Source organism: Ferrovibrio sp., assembly GCF_019636075.1.
Classification (GTDB): Bacteria; Pseudomonadota; Alphaproteobacteria; order Ferrovibrionales; family Ferrovibrionaceae; genus Ferrovibrio.
Window position 1 is genome coordinate 21,189 of the sequence record NZ_JAHBYG010000029.1, and the last position, 17,775, is coordinate 38,963.

General features: G+C 63.0%; 16 protein-coding genes. 10 read left to right on the forward strand and 6 right to left on the reverse strand.

What is annotated here, in order from left to right:
- Positions 1–7 precede the first annotated feature (7 nt).
- Positions 8–685 carry a pyrimidine 5'-nucleotidase gene (locus KF827_RS12775; protein ID WP_291006008.1) on the reverse strand — a complete coding sequence of 226 codons (678 nt, stop codon included), beginning with the start codon at positions 683–685 and terminating at the stop codon, positions 8–10.
- A gap of 88 nt (positions 686–773) precedes the next feature.
- Between KF827_RS12775 and KF827_RS12780 the strand changes: the two genes are divergently transcribed.
- The 7 genes from KF827_RS12780 (at position 774) to xdhC (ending at position 9,735) form a co-directional block, all read left to right on the forward strand.
- Positions 774–2,063 carry a sensor domain-containing diguanylate cyclase gene (locus KF827_RS12780; RefSeq protein WP_291006011.1) on the forward strand — a complete coding sequence of 430 codons (1,290 nt, stop codon included), beginning with the start codon at positions 774–776 and terminating at the stop codon, positions 2,061–2,063.
- Entirely contained in the window at positions 2,060–3,304 is a 1,245-nt protein-coding gene (locus tag KF827_RS12785) for a DUF2336 domain-containing protein (RefSeq protein WP_291006014.1), read from the forward strand. Before KF827_RS12780 ends, KF827_RS12785 begins: the two co-directional genes overlap by 4 nt.
- 180 nt (positions 3,305–3,484) lie before the next feature.
- Positions 3,485–4,291 (forward strand): ABC transporter ATP-binding protein, encoded by an 807-nt coding sequence (locus KF827_RS12790; RefSeq protein ID WP_291006017.1) that lies wholly within the window; start codon positions 3,485–3,487, stop codon positions 4,289–4,291.
- Positions 4,288–5,061: an ABC transporter permease gene (locus KF827_RS12795; protein WP_291006020.1), complete on the forward strand. Its 774-nt coding sequence runs from the start codon at positions 4,288–4,290 to the stop codon at positions 5,059–5,061. The genes KF827_RS12790 and KF827_RS12795 overlap by 4 nt, the downstream gene beginning before the upstream one ends.
- Positions 5,062–5,108: 47 nt before the next feature.
- On the forward strand, positions 5,109–6,581 hold the full coding sequence (gene xdhA, locus KF827_RS12800; protein WP_291006024.1) for a xanthine dehydrogenase small subunit: 1,473 nt from the start codon (positions 5,109–5,111) through the stop codon (positions 6,579–6,581).
- Positions 6,578–8,902: a xanthine dehydrogenase molybdopterin binding subunit gene (gene xdhB, locus KF827_RS12805; protein WP_291006027.1), complete on the forward strand. Its 2,325-nt coding sequence runs from the start codon at positions 6,578–6,580 to the stop codon at positions 8,900–8,902. The genes xdhA and xdhB overlap by 4 nt, the downstream gene beginning before the upstream one ends.
- A gap of 5 nt (positions 8,903–8,907) precedes the next feature.
- Complete coding sequence (gene xdhC, locus KF827_RS12810) at positions 8,908–9,735, forward strand: xanthine dehydrogenase accessory protein XdhC (RefSeq protein ID WP_291006031.1); 828 nt, start codon at positions 8,908–8,910, stop codon at positions 9,733–9,735.
- Here the strand turns inward: xdhC and KF827_RS12815 are convergent.
- Together KF827_RS12815 and KF827_RS12820 are read right to left on the reverse strand one after the other, a co-directional pair.
- Entirely contained in the window at positions 9,732–10,481 is a 750-nt protein-coding gene (locus KF827_RS12815) for a cyclic nucleotide-binding domain-containing protein (RefSeq protein WP_291006034.1), read from the reverse strand. The genes xdhC and KF827_RS12815 overlap by 4 nt on opposite strands.
- Positions 10,482–10,545: 64 nt before the next feature.
- A complete protein-coding gene (locus tag KF827_RS12820) occupies positions 10,546–11,322 on the reverse strand; it encodes a cyclic nucleotide-binding domain-containing protein (RefSeq protein ID WP_291006037.1) in 777 nt (258 codons plus the stop codon).
- A 173-nt stretch (positions 11,323–11,495) separates the two neighbouring features.
- Between KF827_RS12820 and KF827_RS12825 the strand changes: the two genes are divergently transcribed.
- Positions 11,496–12,668, forward strand: a complete 1,173-nt coding sequence (locus tag KF827_RS12825; protein WP_291006040.1) for an MFS transporter — start codon at positions 11,496–11,498, stop codon at positions 12,666–12,668.
- Here the strand turns inward: KF827_RS12825 and KF827_RS12830 are convergent.
- Both KF827_RS12830 and KF827_RS12835 read right to left on the reverse strand, forming a co-directional pair.
- Positions 12,665–14,836, reverse strand: coding sequence for a xanthine dehydrogenase family protein molybdopterin-binding subunit (locus tag KF827_RS12830; protein ID WP_291006042.1), 2,172 nt, complete (start codon positions 14,834–14,836; stop codon positions 12,665–12,667). The genes KF827_RS12825 and KF827_RS12830 overlap by 4 nt on opposite strands.
- Positions 14,837–14,838: 2 nt before the next feature.
- A complete protein-coding gene (locus KF827_RS12835) occupies positions 14,839–15,300 on the reverse strand; it encodes a (2Fe-2S)-binding protein (protein ID WP_291006099.1) in 462 nt (153 codons plus the stop codon).
- A 220-nt stretch (positions 15,301–15,520) separates the two neighbouring features.
- Here KF827_RS12835 and KF827_RS12840 point away from each other — a divergent pair, with 220 nt between their 5' ends.
- Complete coding sequence (locus KF827_RS12840) at positions 15,521–15,937, forward strand: helix-turn-helix domain-containing protein (protein ID WP_291006045.1); 417 nt, start codon at positions 15,521–15,523, stop codon at positions 15,935–15,937.
- A gap of 78 nt (positions 15,938–16,015) precedes the next feature.
- Here KF827_RS12840 and efp read toward each other — a convergent pair whose 3' ends face one another.
- On the reverse strand, positions 16,016–16,582 hold the full coding sequence (gene efp, locus KF827_RS12845; protein WP_291006048.1) for an elongation factor P: 567 nt from the start codon (positions 16,580–16,582) through the stop codon (positions 16,016–16,018).
- Between the two features lie 112 nt (positions 16,583–16,694).
- On the opposite strand from efp, the gene epmA reads away from it, so the two are divergent.
- Positions 16,695–17,753: an EF-P lysine aminoacylase EpmA gene (epmA, locus tag KF827_RS12850; RefSeq protein WP_291006051.1), complete on the forward strand. Its 1,059-nt coding sequence runs from the start codon at positions 16,695–16,697 to the stop codon at positions 17,751–17,753.
- Positions 17,754–17,775 lie beyond the last annotated feature (22 nt).

Here is a 17,775-nt window from a genome sequence, read left to right on the forward strand (position 1 = left end):
CACGCCTTTATCCGCCCGTCACCTGCTGCAGAAACGCCGTGAGGTCTGGCGCCACGTGATGGATGTGGTCCTCCTCGCCTGGGCGGGGCGCCGACCAATCGGCCTTGGTGGGCACCCAGACCGTGCTCATGCCGAGGGCTGCCGCCGGCGCCAGGTTGCGCGCCATGTCTTCCACCATCACGCAGCTTTGCGGCACCACGCCATGTTCGGCCAGCAGCTTGCCATAGGGCTGCGGATGCGGCTTGGGCAGATAGCCTGACGCCACGATATCGAACACCGCCTCGAAGCAATCGGCGATGCCGATATGACGCATCACCCGCTCGGCATGGGCCACGGTGCCGTTGGTGAAAACCAGCTTGCGGCCGGGTAGCGCCTCCAACGCATTGCGTAAGTCGGGCAGGGCGGGCAGCGGGGTCAGGTCGATATCATGCACGTAATTGAGGAAATCCGCGGGATCCAGCCCATATTCCACCATCAGGCCACGGAGCGTTGTGCCATGGCTGTGGAAAAAGGATTTCTGCCGCAGCTTGGCCTGGTCGTAGCTGAGATCGAATTGTTGCGCGATGAACTCGCCCATCCGGCGGTCGATCTGCGCGAACAGGTCGTATTTTGCCGGGTAGAGCGTGTTATCCAGGTCGAATAACCATGTTTCGGCGCTGCGCAGGGCGGTGGGTTCGCGTATCATGGCGCCTAAAATAAGCCAGGGCGGGGCCGATGACGAGCCTCCCGCGGCGCGGCTATAACGATTGGGTGGAAACGAAATTGTCAGGCGCATGAGCGATACCCTGCCTTTCGATATGGAGCCGGTCGCCCTGGAAGCTGAGGCGCTGTTGCCGGTCTATCCTGGCCCTGCGGTGCTGTTCGATGCCGAGGGCAGGGCATTGGACGCCAACCGTGCCGCCGACCTGCTGTTGGCTGCTTTGAGCGAAGACAGGTTGCCGGCGCTTGCCGCTGCTATCGATGCCACATTGGAGGATGGCCTGCCGCGCCAGGACAAGGCCGATCTGCCGGGCCTGCGCGGCGGCAGCGCGCTGCAGATCACCCTGCTGCCTTATGGCGGGATGCAAGGCCAGGCGCAGCGCGGGCAGCGCCGCCTGTTGCTGCTGGGGCGCGACAACACGCTGGAGCGCAACATGCTGCAGGCGCTGATGCAGTCGCGGCAATTGTTCCGCGATCTGGTGGCCTGCTCCACGGATTTCGCCTGGGAGACCAAGCCCGATGGCCGTTTCGGCTTCGTGTCGCCGCGCGGTGCACTGGGCTATAGCGCGCGCGAGTTGGAAGGCCATGTGCCGGAAGAATTCGCCGCAGCGGACTCGCCCGAGCATCCGCGGCCCAGCCGCTGGCCGTTCGCGGCGCAGGAGGCGATGAGCGGCGTGGAAGTGTTCTTGCGCTTCAAGGATGGCGCGGTGGGGTGTTTCGAGGTGTCTTGCATGCCGGCCAAGGATGCGGCTGGCGCCTGGAGCGGCGCACGCGGCGTGGCGCGCGACGTAACCGAGGCGCGTGAGCGCGTGGAGGCGCTGCGGCGTGCCCATAAGCAGCTGAATGCCCTGGCCAATACCGATGGGCTGACCGGACTGCTCAATCGCCGCGCCTTTATCGAGGAATTGGAGAAGCGCCTGGCCCGCCATTACCGCAACCGCCTGGTGGGTACGCTGATCTATTTCGATCTCGACAATTTCAAGAAAGTGAACGATCAGCGCGGCCACCAGGCCGGCGATGAAGTGCTGAAGGCGGTGGCGGAAGCCGCGCGCCATGCCCTGCGCGTGGTGGACCTTGCCTCGCGCATCGGCGGCGATGAGTTTCTGCTCTGGCTGGAAGAAACCGGGCCGGATGCTGCCAGGTCGATTGCCGACCGGCTGATGGAAGCGGCGGCTGGCATCAGCAAGGTTTGGGGCGTGGAAGGTTACCCGCTGGGCTTTTCCATCGGCGCGGTTTTTGCGCGGCTGGATATGCCGGAAAGCGCGGAAAGCTTGATCGCGCGCGCCGATGCCGCGATGTATGTGGCCAAGAAGGGCGGCAAGGGGCAACTGCATATCGCTGAATTGCCGGGTGCGAACGGATGAGCATGGATTATGAAAGCGCCAAGGCGCTGGCCACGTCCAAGGATGCTGCCGTGCGGCTGGCACTGGCGCAGAGCCAGGATATGCAGCCGGAGATCTTGTATTTTCTGGCAGTCGACGAGGAAGCCGATGTGCGCCGCGCGATTGCCGCCAATCTGGCCACGCCGGCGCAGGCGCATCTGATCCTGGCCAACGATTCCGACGAGGAAGTGCGCGCTTCGCTGGCCGACAAGGTGGCGCATCTGCTGCCGGAAATGCCGGCCGATGAGGTGGGCAAGGCGCGCGAATATGCCATCCAGACCGTGGAGATGCTGGCGCGCGACGAATTGACCCGCATCCGCGCCACGCTGTCGGAAGCCCTGAAATCGGCGGTCAATGTTCCGCATCATGTGGTCAAGCAACTGGCCCAGGATGTGGAGCTGATCGTTTCGGCGCCGGTGTTGGAATTCTCGCCGCTGCTGACCGACGAGGATCTGCGCGAGATCGTGGCCGGGGCGGCGCAATCGGGCGCGCTTTCCGCCATCGCCCGCCGCATCGGCCTTTCCGCCGGCGTGGCGGATTCCATTGTGGCCACCCGCGATGTGTCTGCCGTGGCGGCCTTGCTGGCGAACGATTCCGCCCAGATCCGCGAGGAGACGCTGGACCTGATCCTGGACGCCGCACCCAGCGTGGAAGCCTGGCACGAACCCCTGGTGCAGCGGCCCAACCTGCCGGTGATGGCCGCCAAGCGGATTGCCGGCTTTGTTGCCGAATCGCTGTTGGCCCGGCTGGCGGCGCGCACCGATCTGCCGGAAGCCGCCTTGGCCGAGATCACGGCGGTGGTGAACCAGCGGCTGGAGCTTGATGAAAAGCCGGCCATGGACCGCCGCGCCGCGCCGCGCGATGAAACCACCTCGCCATCCGAAGCCGAGGCGCTGGTGAAGCGCCTGATCAAGGAAGGCAAGCTGGATAACGACCGCGTGCAGGATGCGATCGAACGCAGCGACCGCCATTTTGTACTGCAAGCCATTGCCCAAGCAGGTAAATCGCCGATACAGGCGGTGACCAGGGCGTTCGAATCAAAGAATGGTCGGCTGATCACGGCTTTGGTCTGGCGGGCGAAATTCAGTATGCGGACGGCTGTCATGGCGCAGCGCGATATCGCCAAGGTGCCGCCCAAATCCATGCTGAATGCCCGGAATGGCACGGATTATCCGCTCTCCAAGGCTGAGTTGGAGGACCAATTGCGGATTTTGGGGCTTTAGATTTGCTGTTTTTTGTGGCGTGCTGAAAAAATCGCCATTGGGTAGGCGAAAAGAGTTTACAAATTCAGCCGGCGCGTGATTACAATTCGGCCTTGTGTGCGGTGCACAAAAATGCTCGCCGACAGGCAGGTAAAACGGGGGATAGAATATGCAGGATGGAAGCCTGACGGAGAACCGGGCATGAGCCCAGAAATCAACGACGCGACTTTCGTCACGCTCGATAAGGTTTCGCTGGTTTACCAGCAGGCCGAAACCAGCACCCTGGCGGTGGAAGATCTCTCGCTCAGCATCAAGAAGGGCGAATTCGTTGCCGTGGTAGGCCCGTCGGGTTGCGGCAAATCCACATTGATGAAGATCGTCACCGGATTGATCAATTGCTCTGCCGGCGGCGTAACCATCGGCGGCAAGCCGGTGAAGGGCCCCACCCAGGGCGTGGGCATGGCGTTCCAGAATTCCACCCTGCTGCCTTGGCGCAGCACGCTGGACAACGTGATGCTGCCGCTGGAAATCGTGGAGCCGCATAAGCGCCAATTGCGCCGCGAGCGCGACCGCTACGAAGCCCGGGCGATGAACCTGCTGCGCACCGTGGGCCTGCATGAATTCGCCGACAAATTTCCCTGGCAGCTTTCCGGCGGCATGCAGCAGCGTGCCAACGTGTGCCGCGCCATCATCCACGAACCCAGCCTGCTGATGCTCGACGAGCCGTTCGGCGCGTTGGATGCCTTCACCCGCGAGGAATTGTGGGGCGTGATGCAGAAATTGTGGATGGAGCGTCGGTTCACCGCCATCCTGATCACCCACGATCTGCGTGAGGCGGTGTTCCTGGCCGACCGCGTGTTCGTGATGAGCAAGCGGCCTGGCCGCATCGTTTATGAGCGTGAGGTGGATATTCCCCGGCCACGCACCCTGGATACGACTTTTGAGCCGCATTTCGGCGAGATCGTGCATGAACTGCGCGAGCGCATCGTGGAGGTCAAGCACTCATGATCAGCGAGAAGATGATCCTCCGCATCATGCCCTGGGCCGTCACGGTCGGCATTTTCGTGGTCTGGGAAGTGGCTTGCCTGGTGACCGGCGTGGCCGAATTCGTGCTGCCCGCGCCCACGGCGGTGTGGGCTGCCACGGTGAAATTCGCTCCGCAGATACTGCATCATTCGCTGCAGACATTGTTCACCACCACGGCCGGCTTCGTGCTTGCCGTGGTGGGCGGCATGCTGCTGGGTGTTTTCATCGGCGCGTCGAAGCTGGTTTATACCGGCTTGTATCCGGTGCTGGTGGGCTTCAATTCGATCCCCAAAGTGGCACTGGTGCCGGTGCTGGTGATCTGGTTCGGCATCGGCACCGTGCCGGCCATCGTCACCGCCTTCGTGATTTCGTTCTTCCCCATCGTGGTGAATGTGGCCACCGGGCTTGCCACCATCGAGCCGGAATTGCGCGATGTGCTGCGCTGCCTGGGCGCCACCCGCACGGAAATCCTGTTCAAGATCGGCATTCCGCGCGCCATGCCGTATCTGTTCGCATCGCTGAAGATCGCCATCACGCTGGCTTTCGTCGGCTCGGTGATTGCCGAGACCGTCGCCTCCAACGAGGGCATCGGCTATCTGATGCTGTCGGCTTCATCCAGCTATAACGTGCCGCTGGTCTTCTCTGGCCTGGTTGTGGTGGGTATCATGGGCGTGTTGATGTATGCTGTGGCGGCCGCCTTCGAGCGGCGCATGACCGGCTGGGCCTTCCGTGGCAGCGATCTGATGACCTGATTGCGCCTGGGATTGCGGGCCGGGGGAGGCAAGGCGTGATGGGAAACATGCGCGCAGAACCGATCCGCTTCCTCTCGCGCGGCGAGATTGTGGAGGTTGATGCCGCCGTGGCGCCAACCACCACCTTGCTGGATTACCTGCGCGTCACGTTGCGCCGCACCGGCAGCAAGGAAGGCTGTGCCGAGGGCGATTGCGGCGCCTGCACCATGGTGGTGGCGCAGCCCGATGCCAAAGGCGGCGTGCAATATTCCGCCGTGAATGGCTGCATCCAGCTGGTGGGCCAGATGGATGGCAAGGCGCTGATCACCGTTGAAGATATCGGCAGCGAAACCGCTTTGCATCCGGTGCAGCAGGCCATGGTGGATTGCCATGGCTCGCAATGCGGCTTTTGCACGCCGGGTTTTGTGATGAGCCTGTTTGCCCATCAGCGCAACGGCGAGCCGGCCGATACCGATGCCCTATGCGATAGCTTGGCCGGCAATCTCTGTCGTTGCACCGGCTATCGTCCGATCTTGCAGGCCGGGCAGCAGGCGCTGGCATCGGGCGAGGATGCCGGCGCGGTGGCCGATTGGGAGGCCGATCTGCTGGTCAAGCTGAAAGGCCTGGATCGCAAGGCGCCGTTGAAGCATGCCAATGCGGCCGGTGCGTTTTATGCTCCCCGCGATTATGCCGAGCTTTGGGCGGCCCTCGCTGAAACCGATCCTGCCGATCGCTGGCTTCTTGCCGGCGGCACCGATGTGGGGCTGTGGATCACCAAGCAGCATCGCAAGCCGGCGGCCATCATTCATCTCGGCCAATTGACGGCGCTGCATGGGGTGCGTTCCACCGCCGATGGCCTCAGCATCGGCGCCATGACCAGCTTCACCGATGCTTTGCCGGCATTGGCGGCTTTGCATCCCGATCTCGGCTTGTTGCTGCGGCGCCTGGGTTCGCGCCAGGTGCGCAATGCCGGCACGCTGGGCGGCAATATCGCCAATGGCTCGCCGATCGGCGATTCCATGCCGGCGTTGATTGCCTGGGGAGCCACGCTGACGCTGCTTTCGGCCCGCGGCGAACGCAGCATGCCGCTGGAAGATTTTTTCATCGCCTATCGCAAGACCGCACTGGCACCCGACGAGATCGTGGCGCGGGTGGATGTGCCCATTGCCGCACCGAATAGCCGTTTTGCCGTGTATAAGCTTTCCAAGCGCTTTGATCAGGATATCTCGGCGGTGCTGGGTGCCTTCAATGTTTCGGTGAAGGATGGCCGCGTCGCTGAGGCGCGGCTTGCCTTTGGCGGCATGGCCGGCATTCCGCAACGCGCGGCCAAGGCGGAAGCTGCGCTGGTGGGGCAGGATTGGGATGGCGTAGAGCCGGCCGTGGCCGCCCTTGCGGAGGATTTTTCGCCGCTGGACGACATGCGCGCATCCGCCGCCTATCGCCTGCTGGCGGCGCAGAATCTGCTGCGCAAATTCGCCGCCGAGGCCAAGGCCGGCAAGCCGATCCGGTTGTTCGATGGCGCGGGGGAGGCGGCGGAATGAACACCCATGTGGTTGCCAAATCCCTGAAGCATGATAGCGCCCCCAAGCATGTTTGCGGCAGCGCGCGATATATCGACGACCTGCCCGAGCCGGAAGGCTGCCTGCATGGCGGGCTTACCATGGCGCCCATCGCCCATGGCCGCATCAAGAGCATCGATCTGTCTGCCGCGCTGGCACTGCCCGGTGTGGTGGATGCCATCACCGTGGCCGATGTGCCGGGCGATCCCGATATCGCTCCGGTATTCCCTGGGGATCCGGTGCTGGCCGATGGGCTTGTGCAGTTTCATGGCCAGCCGGTTGCGGCCATCGTGGCGCGCGATCTGCACGTCGCGCGGGCGGCAGCGCGGCTGGTGAAGGTGGAATATGAAGAATTGCCACCCTTGCTGGATATCCGCGAGGCGATGGAACGCGAGCAATGGGTGGGCGATCCCCATGTGATGACACACGGCGATGCCGCCAGCGCCATCGCCGCGGCGCCGCATCGGTTGCAGGGCGAGATCGAATTGGGCGGGCAGGACCATTTCTATCTGGAGGGCCAGATCAGCATGGCCCAGCCGATGGAAGATGGCGATGTGTTCGTCTGGTGCTCCACCCAGCATCCATCCGAGGTGCAGAAGCTGGTGGCGCGTGTGCTGGCCAGGCCGATCCACGCGGTAACGGTCGAATGCCGGCGTATGGGCGGCGGGTTCGGCGGCAAGGAAACCCAGGCGGCGCAATTCGCTGCGTTGGCCGCCATTTTCGCGTTACGCACCGGCAAGCCGGTGAAATTCCGGCTCGACCGCGACGAAGATATGATCGCCACCGGCAAGCGGCATGATTTTTATATCCGCTACGATGTGGGGTTCGACGCGCAGGGCCGCATCCAGGGCTATGATATCCTGCTGGCTGGGCGCGGCGGCTGTTCGGCCGACCTCACCAATGCGGTGGTGGATCGTGCGATGTTCCATGCCGATAGCAGCTATTATCTGCCCAATGTGAAAATCACCGGCCTGCGCTGCCGCACCAACACGGTGTCGAATACCGCATTTCGCGGCTTCGGCGGCCCGCAAGGCATGGCGCCCACCGAATATGTGATCGACGAGATTGCCCGCTATCTCAAACACGATCCGCTGGATGTGCGGCTGGCGAATCTCTATGGCATCGACGAGCGCAACATCACGCCCTATGGCCAGGTGCTGGACGATAACATCCTGCATGAATTGCTGGCCGATCTGGAAAAGACCAGCGAATACCGCAGCCGCCGCCAGGAGATCGACGCCTTCAATGCGCAAAGCCCGTATCTGAAAAAAGGCTTGGCGCTCACGCCGGTGAAATTCGGGATCAGTTTCACCACGGCCTTTCTCAATCAGGCCGGTGCTTTGGTGCTGATCTACGAGGATGGTTCGGTGCAGCTCAATCATGGCGGCACCGAGATGGGGCAGGGGCTTTATATGAAGGTGGCGCAGGTGGTGGCCGAAGTGCTGGGCCTGGCGCCTGAGGATATTCGCATCACGGCCACGCGCACCGACAAGGTGCCGAATACTTCGGCCACCGCCGCGTCATCGGGCGCCGACTTGAATGGCAAGGCGGCGGAGAATGCCGCGCTGACATTGCGCGACAGACTGGCTGGCGTGGCCGCGCATATGCTGCATGCGCCAGTGGAAAGCCTGGTATTCGCCAATGGCCAGGTAAGTGCCGGCGATAAATCCGTGGCGTTCAAGGATGTTGTGCATCACGCCTATTTGCAGCGCGTGCAGCTTTCAGCCACCGGCTTCTATGCCACGCCGGGCATTCACTATGATCGCAAGACCGCCAGCGGCAAGCCGTTCTATTATTTTGCCTATGGCGCGGCGGTAACCGAAGCGCTGATCGACACCTTCACCGGCGAATACCGTTTCACCCGCGCCGATCTGCTGCATGATTGCGGCACATCCCTGAATCCGGCGATTGATCGCGGCCAGGTGGAAGGCGCCTATATCCAGGGGCTGGGTTGGCTCACCATGGAAGAATTATGGTGGGATGCGAAGGGCCGCCTGCGCACCCATGCCCCCAGCACCTACAAAATACCCACCGCGCGCGATATGCCGCCGGATTTCCGCGTGGCTTTGGTGCATGGCCGGCCCAATCCGGCGGCCACCATCTTCCGCTCCAAAGCGGTGGGCGAACCGCCGTTCATGCTGGGGATTTCGGCCTGGCTGGCGCTGAAGGATGCGGTGGCTGCCGTGGGCGCGCACGAGATGCCGGTGCGGCTGGATGCGCCGGCTACGCCCGAGCGTGTGCTGATGGCGGTGGAGGATGTGAAGCGCCGTATGGCCGCCAGCACGGCTTTGGCCGCCAAGTAACCGCCATGGCCGATTGGTTGAATGCCTTGCTGGATCTGGATGCGCGCGGGGTGCCCGCTGTGCTGGTCACCGTGGCATCCGTGGATGGTTCGGCTCCGCGCGAGGCCGGGGCCAAGATGATCGTGACCGGCGATGCAACGCTGCACACCATCGGTGGCGGCGAGCTGGAATTCCAGGCCATCGCCATCGCGCGGCGGCTGCTGGGCGGACGCGGCGGGCCCAGTCTGCGGCGCTTTCCGCTTGGGCCCAGCCTGGGGCAATGCTGCGGCGGCAGCGTGACGCTGCTATTCGAGCCGCGCCGGCCGGAGCATTTCACGGTGGCGTTGTTCGGTGCCGGCCATGTGGGCCGTGCGGTGGCTACGGTATTCGGTACTTTGAATTGCCAGTTGCGCTGGTTCGATCCGCGCCCCGATGCGTTTCCCGATATCGTGCCGCCCAATGCCAGCGTGGAGGTGACGGCCACGCCCGAGCGCGAGGTGGATGCATTGCCCGATGGCGCCTGGCTGCTGATCATGACCCATAGCCATCAACTGGATCTCAGCCTCACGGCGCGGGCCTTGCGCAAGGATCGCTTCAGTTATGTTGGCCTGATCGGGTCGGATACCAAACGGGCGCGGTTCGAGAAGCGGCTGCGCGAGTTGGATATCCCCGAGGCGCGCATCAAGGCGCTGGCTTGCCCGATCGGCATCGAAGGAATTTCCGGCAAACAGCCGGGCGAAATCGCCATTGCCGCTGCGGCCGATATCCTGCGCCGGCGCGAAGCCGGTCTGGCGCGGTTGCCAGTGCGGGATGCGCTGGAAGATTCGGCAGAGATCGCCACGGTAGGCCTTTAGGCTTTTTTGGCGCTGCCGACCATTTCCACGTAGATGCGCACCAGGGCACGCAGGAAAGGCGGACCCTTGACCAGCATGTCGTTGAACTTGTCGGCGCGCAAAACCTCAACATTGGCGCTGCCCACCACAAGCGCCGTGGCAAAGCGCGGCGCGGCGCGCAGCAACGCCATTTCGCCGAACACATCGCCCGGGCGCAATTGGCGCAGCATCAGATGCTGGCCATCTTCGGTATCGCGGATCAGATCCACCCGGCCGGATTGCAGCAGATAGGCAGTGCTGCCGTCGCTGCCCTGGCGGAAGATCAGGTCGCCATCGGCATAGGCGCGACGTTCCAGGATGCGCTGCTTGGAATCGGCTTCCGACATGTAAACCGCATCGGCGCGATCTTGTGTCTCATCCTGCGCCTGGCCATTGGCGGCGCGGATATTGCGGATGAAGCTGCGCAGCAGATAGCGCACCATTGGCGGCGCCTGCTTGAGCGCGCGGTCCAGGGTTTCGCGGGTGATGCGGGTGCAGATGGTGCGTTCCAGCGCCCGTGCCGTGGCGCTGCGTGGAGCCGGATCGATCAGAGCCATTTCGCCGAAGATGCCGCCGGCTTGCAGTACGCCCAGCGGTTTGTGCTGTTCGCCCTCGCTGCGGAACACTTCCACCTTGCCCATCTGGATCAAAAAGGCGCTGTCGCCAGGATCGCCCTGTTTCAGGATGACCTCGCCTTTTTGGAACGTGATGGTTTCCGGTCCACTCATGTAAGGTAGTATGCGTAAGCGGACGCCTGCGGGCAACGCCCAGAATTCGCCGGACAAAAAGAATTCAGCGCTTCTCGCCGCTCCCGATCATTTCCACATAGATGCGTATCAGCGCTTGCAGGAAAGCCGGGGCCTTGGCCAGGATATCGTCGAATTGGTCATGGCGGATCAATTCCACCATCACCCCGCCCACAGCCTGGGCGGAGGCATAGCGCGGGGTATCCCGCAGCAGGGCCAATTCTCCGAAAACCTCTCCGGGCGCCAGGCGGCGGAGCAATCTTGCCTCCGGTTCGCCGGCTTCCTGGCGCAGCAGGTCTATCATGCCGCTTTGCAGCAGGAAGGCTGTTTTGCCATGGGAATCCTGGCGAAAGATGAAACTGCCATCGGCGAAGGAGCGGCGTTCCAGGATGCGGCGCGAAGGGTCGCGTTCAGACATATGGATGCCTTCGCTCGTATCGGGGCTCGTATCGGTGCTGGTATCGGCTGGCAGGTCCAGTTGTTTGCCATTGGCGGCACGGATGTTGCGCACGAAACTGCGCAGCAGGTAGCGCACCAGGGGCGGGGCCTGGTTCAGCGCGCGGGTCAGCGCCTCGCGGGTGATACGGAAGCAGATCGTGGTTTCCAACGCGCGGGCATTGGCTGAGCGCGGGGCGGGGTCGATCAGCGCCATTTCGCCGAATACCCCGCCGGGTTTTATGGTGCCCAGCAGCTTCGGTCCGTTGGTTTCGCGCAGGAAGATCGCGACTTGGCCGGCCTGTACCAGAAAGGCATCATCGCCATTCTGGCCCTGCTCCAGAATGAACTCGCCTTTCTGAAATGTAACGGTTTCGGGTCCACTCATGGCATGCTCCGGCACCAGTATGCGCAACCAGACGGATGGTGCAAGCTATCGGCCTGCACATCTGCCGGTATATGTGCATGACGAGTGAAGGCGGTTGCCCTATGCTGCTGCCCCAGCTTTCGAGTCGCCCCCATGTTTCCGTCCCTGCGGTTTTTCCCCTTCTGGCTTTCACCATGAATCCCGGCCTGCGGGTCAGCCTGTATTTCGCCGCCATCTTCTCGGTGTCGGGCGTGCATCTGCCGTTCTGGGCGGTGTGGCTGGAATCGCGCGGCCTCAGCCCCTGGCAGATATCCATCATGCTCTCCACCGCGATCTGGCTGCGCCTGCTGGCCGGGCCGTTGGCGGCGCATCTGGTGGACAAATCAGGCGAGCGGCGGCGTGCGCTGATCCTGCTGGGCTGGGCCAGCCTGATCTGCTTTGCCGCCTTCCAGATTGCCGATGGTTTTATGGCGCTGATGTTTGTCGGTGCGCTGTTCGCCATGGCCTGGGCGCCGATGCCGCCCTTGACCGAGAACCTGTCGATGCTGGTGGCCAACCGCCATGGCGTGCAATACGGCCGCATGCGGCTCTGGGGCAGCATGTCGTTTCTGGCAGCGGCTTATCTGGCCGGTCTGTTTCTGAAGGGCCGCAGCGACGATTGGATTTTCTGGCTGATTCTGGGCTGTTTGATTTCCACTGCGCTGGCCGGCCATCTGTTGCCGGATCTGCGCCTGCCGCTGGATCGCCCACGTGCCAGCGCACCGCTGTTGCGGTTGTTGCGCGATGGCAATTTCCGCGCCTTCCTGACCGCCAATGCCGGCTTGCAGGCCAGCCATGCCGCTTTCTACACTTTCGGCACGCTGCATTGGCGCAGTATCGGCCTCAGCGATGCGCAGATCGGCTTTCTATGGGCAATTGGTGTGTTGGCGGAGGTGCTGCTGTTTGCGGCGGGACAGCGGGTGGTGCAAGTGCTGGGCGGCGTGGGTCTGATGTGGGTTGCGGTGGGCGGAGGTGTATTGCGCTGGTCGCTGCATGGTCTGTTGACCGATCCCACGGCCCTGGCACTGCTGCAATTGCTGCATGCAGCAAGCTTTGCCGCCGCGCATCTGGGCGCAATGCGGCTGTTGGCGGAAGGGTGCGAGCCTTCGGTTTCGGCTACGGCACAGACGTTATATGGTGCCGGCAATGGCGCCGTGCTGGCTCTGGCCACTTTGCTGATGGGGCCGCTTTATGCTGCCAATCTACCCGGTCTTGGCCCAGGCTGGATCTACCCGGCGATGTTGCCGCTGATGTTGATCGGTGGCGTTGGTGCCTGGTTGCTCTGGCGCCAACGCCACGCGATTCATTTCGCCCGCGAAGAGGCTTAGGCCTGCTTCACCTTGTCGGGCAGCGGCAGGGAGCGGAAACGCTGGCCAGTAACCGCCATCAATGCACTGGCCACGGCCGGTGCGATGGGCGGCAGGCCCGGTTCGCCGATGCCGGTGGGCTTTTCGGTGGAGGGCACGATATGCACTTCCACCTTCGGCATGCGGTCGATGCGCAGCGATTCGTAATCGTGGAAATTCGATTGCTGCACTTCGCCGTTTTCCAAGGTGATGGCGCCGTAAAGCGCCGCCGAAAGGCCATAGCCGATGGCGCCTTCCACCTGGGCGCGGATGATGCCGGGATTGATCGCCCGGCCGCAATCCACCGCCGCCACCACGCGCTCCACCCGCCAGCTGCCATCGGGCTGCACCGATATCTCGGCCACTTCCGCCACGAAGCTGTTGAAGCTTTCATGCACGGCGATGCCGCGCCCCCAGCCCTTCGGCAGCGGCTTGCCCCAGCCGGCTTTTTCAGCCGCCAGGTTGAGCACACCGAGATGGCGCGGGTGCTTGGCTAGCAGCTTGCGCCGCAGGGTAAGAGGATCCTGCTTCGTTGTCGCCGCCACTTCGTCGAGGAATAATTCGGTGGCGAAGGCGGTGTGGGTGGAACCCACGGAGCGCCACCACAACACCGGAATGCCGGCCTTGGTGGTATGCAGTTCCACGGCCAGATTGGGAATGGCATAGGGCAGGTTGGAGGCGCCTTCCACCGAAGTGGCATCGATGCCATCCTTCACCATCACTGCTTCCATCGCCGTGCCGCCCATGATCGACTGGCCGACGATGCGGTGCTGCCAGCCCACCAATTCGCCCTTGTCGTCCAGGGCGGCGGCCAGCCGGTGATGATAGAGCGGGCGGTAATAGCCGCCGCGGATATCATCCTCGCGGGTCCAGAGCAGCCTGATCGGGGCATTGCCGCCAAACGCCTTGGCGATCTGCACGGCCTCAACCACGAAGTCGGATTGCATGTTGGCGCGGCGGCCGAAACTGCCGCCGGCGAACAGCGTGTTGATCTTCACCTGCTCGGGCTTGATGCCCAGCACATGCGCGGTATTGGCTTGATCGACAGTCTGGAATTGATCGCCGGCCCAGATTTCGCAGCCTGCGGGCGAAAGCTGCACCACGCAATCCAGCGGCTCCATCGGCGCATGGGCCAGATAGGGGAAATCGTAGCTCGCCTCGATCCGTTTGGCCGCCTTGGCAAGGGCGGTATCGGCATCGCCGTCGCGTCTCGCCGGACGGCCCGGCTGTTGCGCCAGGGCGCGATAGGCGGTCAGGATTTCCTCCGAGCCGCGATTTTCGGCATTGCTGAAATCCCATTCCACCTGCAGGGCCTCGCGGCCCTTGTTGGCGGCCCAGAAGCCCTTGGCGATCACGGCCACGCCGCCCGGCACCTGCACCACGCCCATCACCCCGGGCACGGCTTTGGCGGCCGTGGCATCCAGGCTTTTCACCTTGCCGCCGAAACGCGGCGGCCGCGCCAGCAGGGCGGTGAGCATGCCCGGCAGTTTCACATCGATGGTGAACTCCGCCGTACCATTGGCCTTGGCGCGGGCATCCAGGCGCTGGACCTGCTTTCCGATCAGGCTGAAACGGGTGGGATCCTTCAATTGCACGTTGGCCGGCGGGGTTTGCTGCGCTGCGCGTTCGGCCAATTCGCCGAACCCGGCCTTGCGGCCCGATGGCCCATGAGTAACCACGCCCTTGGCCACGCTGATTTCGGCTGCCGGCACTTTCCAGATTTCGGCGGCCGCCTGTACCAGCATGGCCCGGGCAGTGGCCCCCGCCTGGCGCAATTGATCGTAGGAATTGGCAATGGCGGTGGACCCACCGGTGCCCTGCATGCCGAAAGCCAGATTGGCATACAGCTTGGCATCGGCCGGTGCGCCGGTAGCACGCACCTTGCTCCAATCGGCATCCAGTTCTTCGGCCAGGATGGTGGCCAGGCCGGTATAGCTGCCCTGGCCCATTTCCACATGCTTGGAGTAGATGGTGACGATGCCATCCGGCGCGATGCGCAGGAAGGCATTCAGGGCAACCGGCGCCTTGGCGGTGGCGGCAAGGGCCTTGCCGCCCGGGACGATATGAAAACCAACCAGCAGGCCGGCGGCGGCCGAAGCACCTTGCAGGAAACGGCGGCGGGAAGTCTGGATAGGTTGCTGCGCGGTCATGCTTAAGCCCTCATGGTCTTGGCGGCATCATGGATGGCTGCGCGGATGCGCACATAGGTGGCGCATCTACAGAGGTTGCCGTTCATGGCTTGGTCGATATCGGCATCGGTCGGCTTTCGATTGCCGCTGAGCAATGCGACCGCCGACATCACCTGGCCGGACTGGCAATAACCGCATTGTGCCACTTCATGTTTCACCCAGGCAGCCTGCACAGCCTGTGCAACCTTGCCCTGCAAACCCTCGATGGTGGTAACGCGCTGGCCCTCGATGCTGCCGACCGGCATCGAACAGGCACGCACCGGTTCGCCGTCAACATGCATCGTGCAGGCGCCGCATTGCGCCATGCCGCAGCCGAATTTGCTGCCGGTCAATCCTACTTCGTCGCGTATGGCCCAAAGCAGGGGCATATCCGGGTCTATATCCAAGCTGACTGGTTTTCCATTCAAGGTGAATGTGATGGGCATCATAATCTCTCCGCATTGGGGCAGAATGGCGGGCAGGCCGTGAAGCGGCGCTTGGGAGGAGATATGCCAGCGTGCTAGTATCATCAAGAAGGCACTCGAAAGTTCCATAGGCACTTGTGGGAGACCGTTGGATCGGCGAATGGCCGGATTGACGGGCTTTTCCTGTATTCGTGCTGCTTCGGTGCCGCATTCCGGGCAGCCCCAGCCACAGGAGAGTGCCATGCTTTCTGATTATGCAAACACCACTGAAGAAATGCAGATTTCATGTGCCGATGTGGATGATCCGCGTACAGAGGCGATGATGCGGGAATTGCTCACGCGTCTGGCCGATCGTTGGACCTTGCTGGCGATCGAACATCTCGGAGCCGGGCCGATGCGCTTTTCACGATTGCGCGAGAAGCTGGAAGGCGTCAGCCAGAAGATGCTGACCCAGACCTTGCGGCAATTGGAGCGCGATGGGCTGGTTGTGCGGCATGTGCATCCCGTGGTGCCGCCGCATGTGGAATACAGTCTCACCCCGCTGGGAAGCAGTTTGGGTGGTGCGATCTGCGGCCTTTGGCAATGGGCGGCCGAACACGGCGACCATGTAGAAGCCGCTCGGCAAGCCTTTGCCCGCCGCATCAGCGAGACGGTTTGAATCGCCGGGTATTATGCCGCCGGCAATAAAAAAAAGCCCGCTGAAACAGCGGGCTTTTTCATAATGGGCAGCGCAGCTTCAATCCTTGGCGCGTTCCATATAGGCATTCTCGCCCACATTCACCACGATGCGGGTGCCGGTGGCAATGAACGGCGGCACCATGATGCGCACGCCGTTGGACAGGATGGCCGGCTTGTAGGAGGAGGCTGCGGTCTGGCCCTTCACGGCCGGCTCGGTCTCGCTCACTTCCAGAACCACGGTCTGCGGCATTTCCACGCTGACCGGCTTGCCGTCATAAAGGCTGATTTCAACCTTCATGCCGTCCTGCAGATACACGGCGGAATCGCCCACCACGTCGGTGGGCACACCCAGCTGTTCGTAGTTTTCGGTATCCATGAAGGTGAGTATGTCGCCTTCGGCGTAGAGGAAGCTGAATTCGCGGGTGTCGATGAACACGCGCTCAACCGATTCCGTGGTGCGATAGCGCTCGCTGATCTTCAGGCCGGTAGCCAGATCGCGCAGGTCGAGCTGCGTGACCGGCGTGCCCTTGCCGGGCTGGATGTTCTGTGCCGTGATCACGGCATAGAGTTTGTTATTGATCTCGACCACGTTGCCTTTGCGCAACTGGTTTGCATTGACCTTCATGCCTATCCCTCGGAACCGAAAAGCGGGCCGCAGAATCCGGCCCGCTTGCTAAAAAACCGGCGGGAAACTATCAGGTCAGGGGTAGGTAAACAACCCGATTCGGGCCGAAATCATGGTGGATACTCCCCAATCGACCGAATGGTGGCGCCCAGGCCTGTATGCCCGGCGCCGGCCCAACCTGCTGCGCCGCGCGGCGTTGCTGGCGGCTTTGCGGGGGTTTTTCAGTAGCCGGGACTTCGTGGAAGCGGAAACCCCGGCCTTGCAGGTGTCGCCGGGGCTTGAGCCGCATCTGAAGGCTTTTGCCACCGAACTTGAGCGCCCCGATGGCGGGCGGCGGGCGCTTTACCTGCATACCTCGCCGGAATTCGCCATGAAGAAGCTGTTGGTGGCGGGCGAACCACGGCTGTTCCAGCTGGCCCAGGTGTTTCGTAATGGCGAGCGCGCAGCCAGCCATCATCCGGCTTTCCTGATGCTGGAATGGTATCGCGCGCAGGCCGATTACCTGGCGATCATGGATGATACCGAGGCGCTGCTGCGCGCGCTGGCCACGGCCTTGGGCGAAAGCCGGCTGCGCCACCAGGGCCGGGTTTGCGATATCGCCGCACCCTGGCAGCGCATCAGCGTGCAGCAGGCATGCCTGCGTTATGCCGGCCTGGATCTGGATGAGTGTATCGGCGCCGATCCGTTGCGGCCCGATCTTGCGCGCATGCAGGCGGCTTGCGCGGCCATCGGTTTACGCGTGGATGCCGGCGATAGCTGGGATGATCTGTATTTCCGCTTGGCCCTGGAGCGGATCGAGCCGCATCTGGGCGAGGGTGCCCCGACCATTCTGTATGATTATCCGATCCACATGGCTGCGCTGAGCCGGCCCAAGCCGGGCAATCCGCGTCTGGCCGAGCGTTTCGAGCTTTATGCCTGCGGCATGGAACTGGCCAACGCGTTTTCCGAGCTCACCGATGCCGACGAGCAGTTGCGTCGCTTTCAGGCCGATATGGCGCTGAAAAAGCGGCTCTACGGCCAGGATTATCCCATCGACATGGATTTCATCGCCGCTTTGCGCCACGGCCTGCCGGATTGCGCCGGCATTGCCCTGGGGGTGGATCGGCTGGTCATGCTGTTCTGCGATGCCGCGCGGATCGAGGAGGTATTATGGTTGCCCGTTGCGGAGTAGGAAGCGTGTGCGGAGTAGGAAG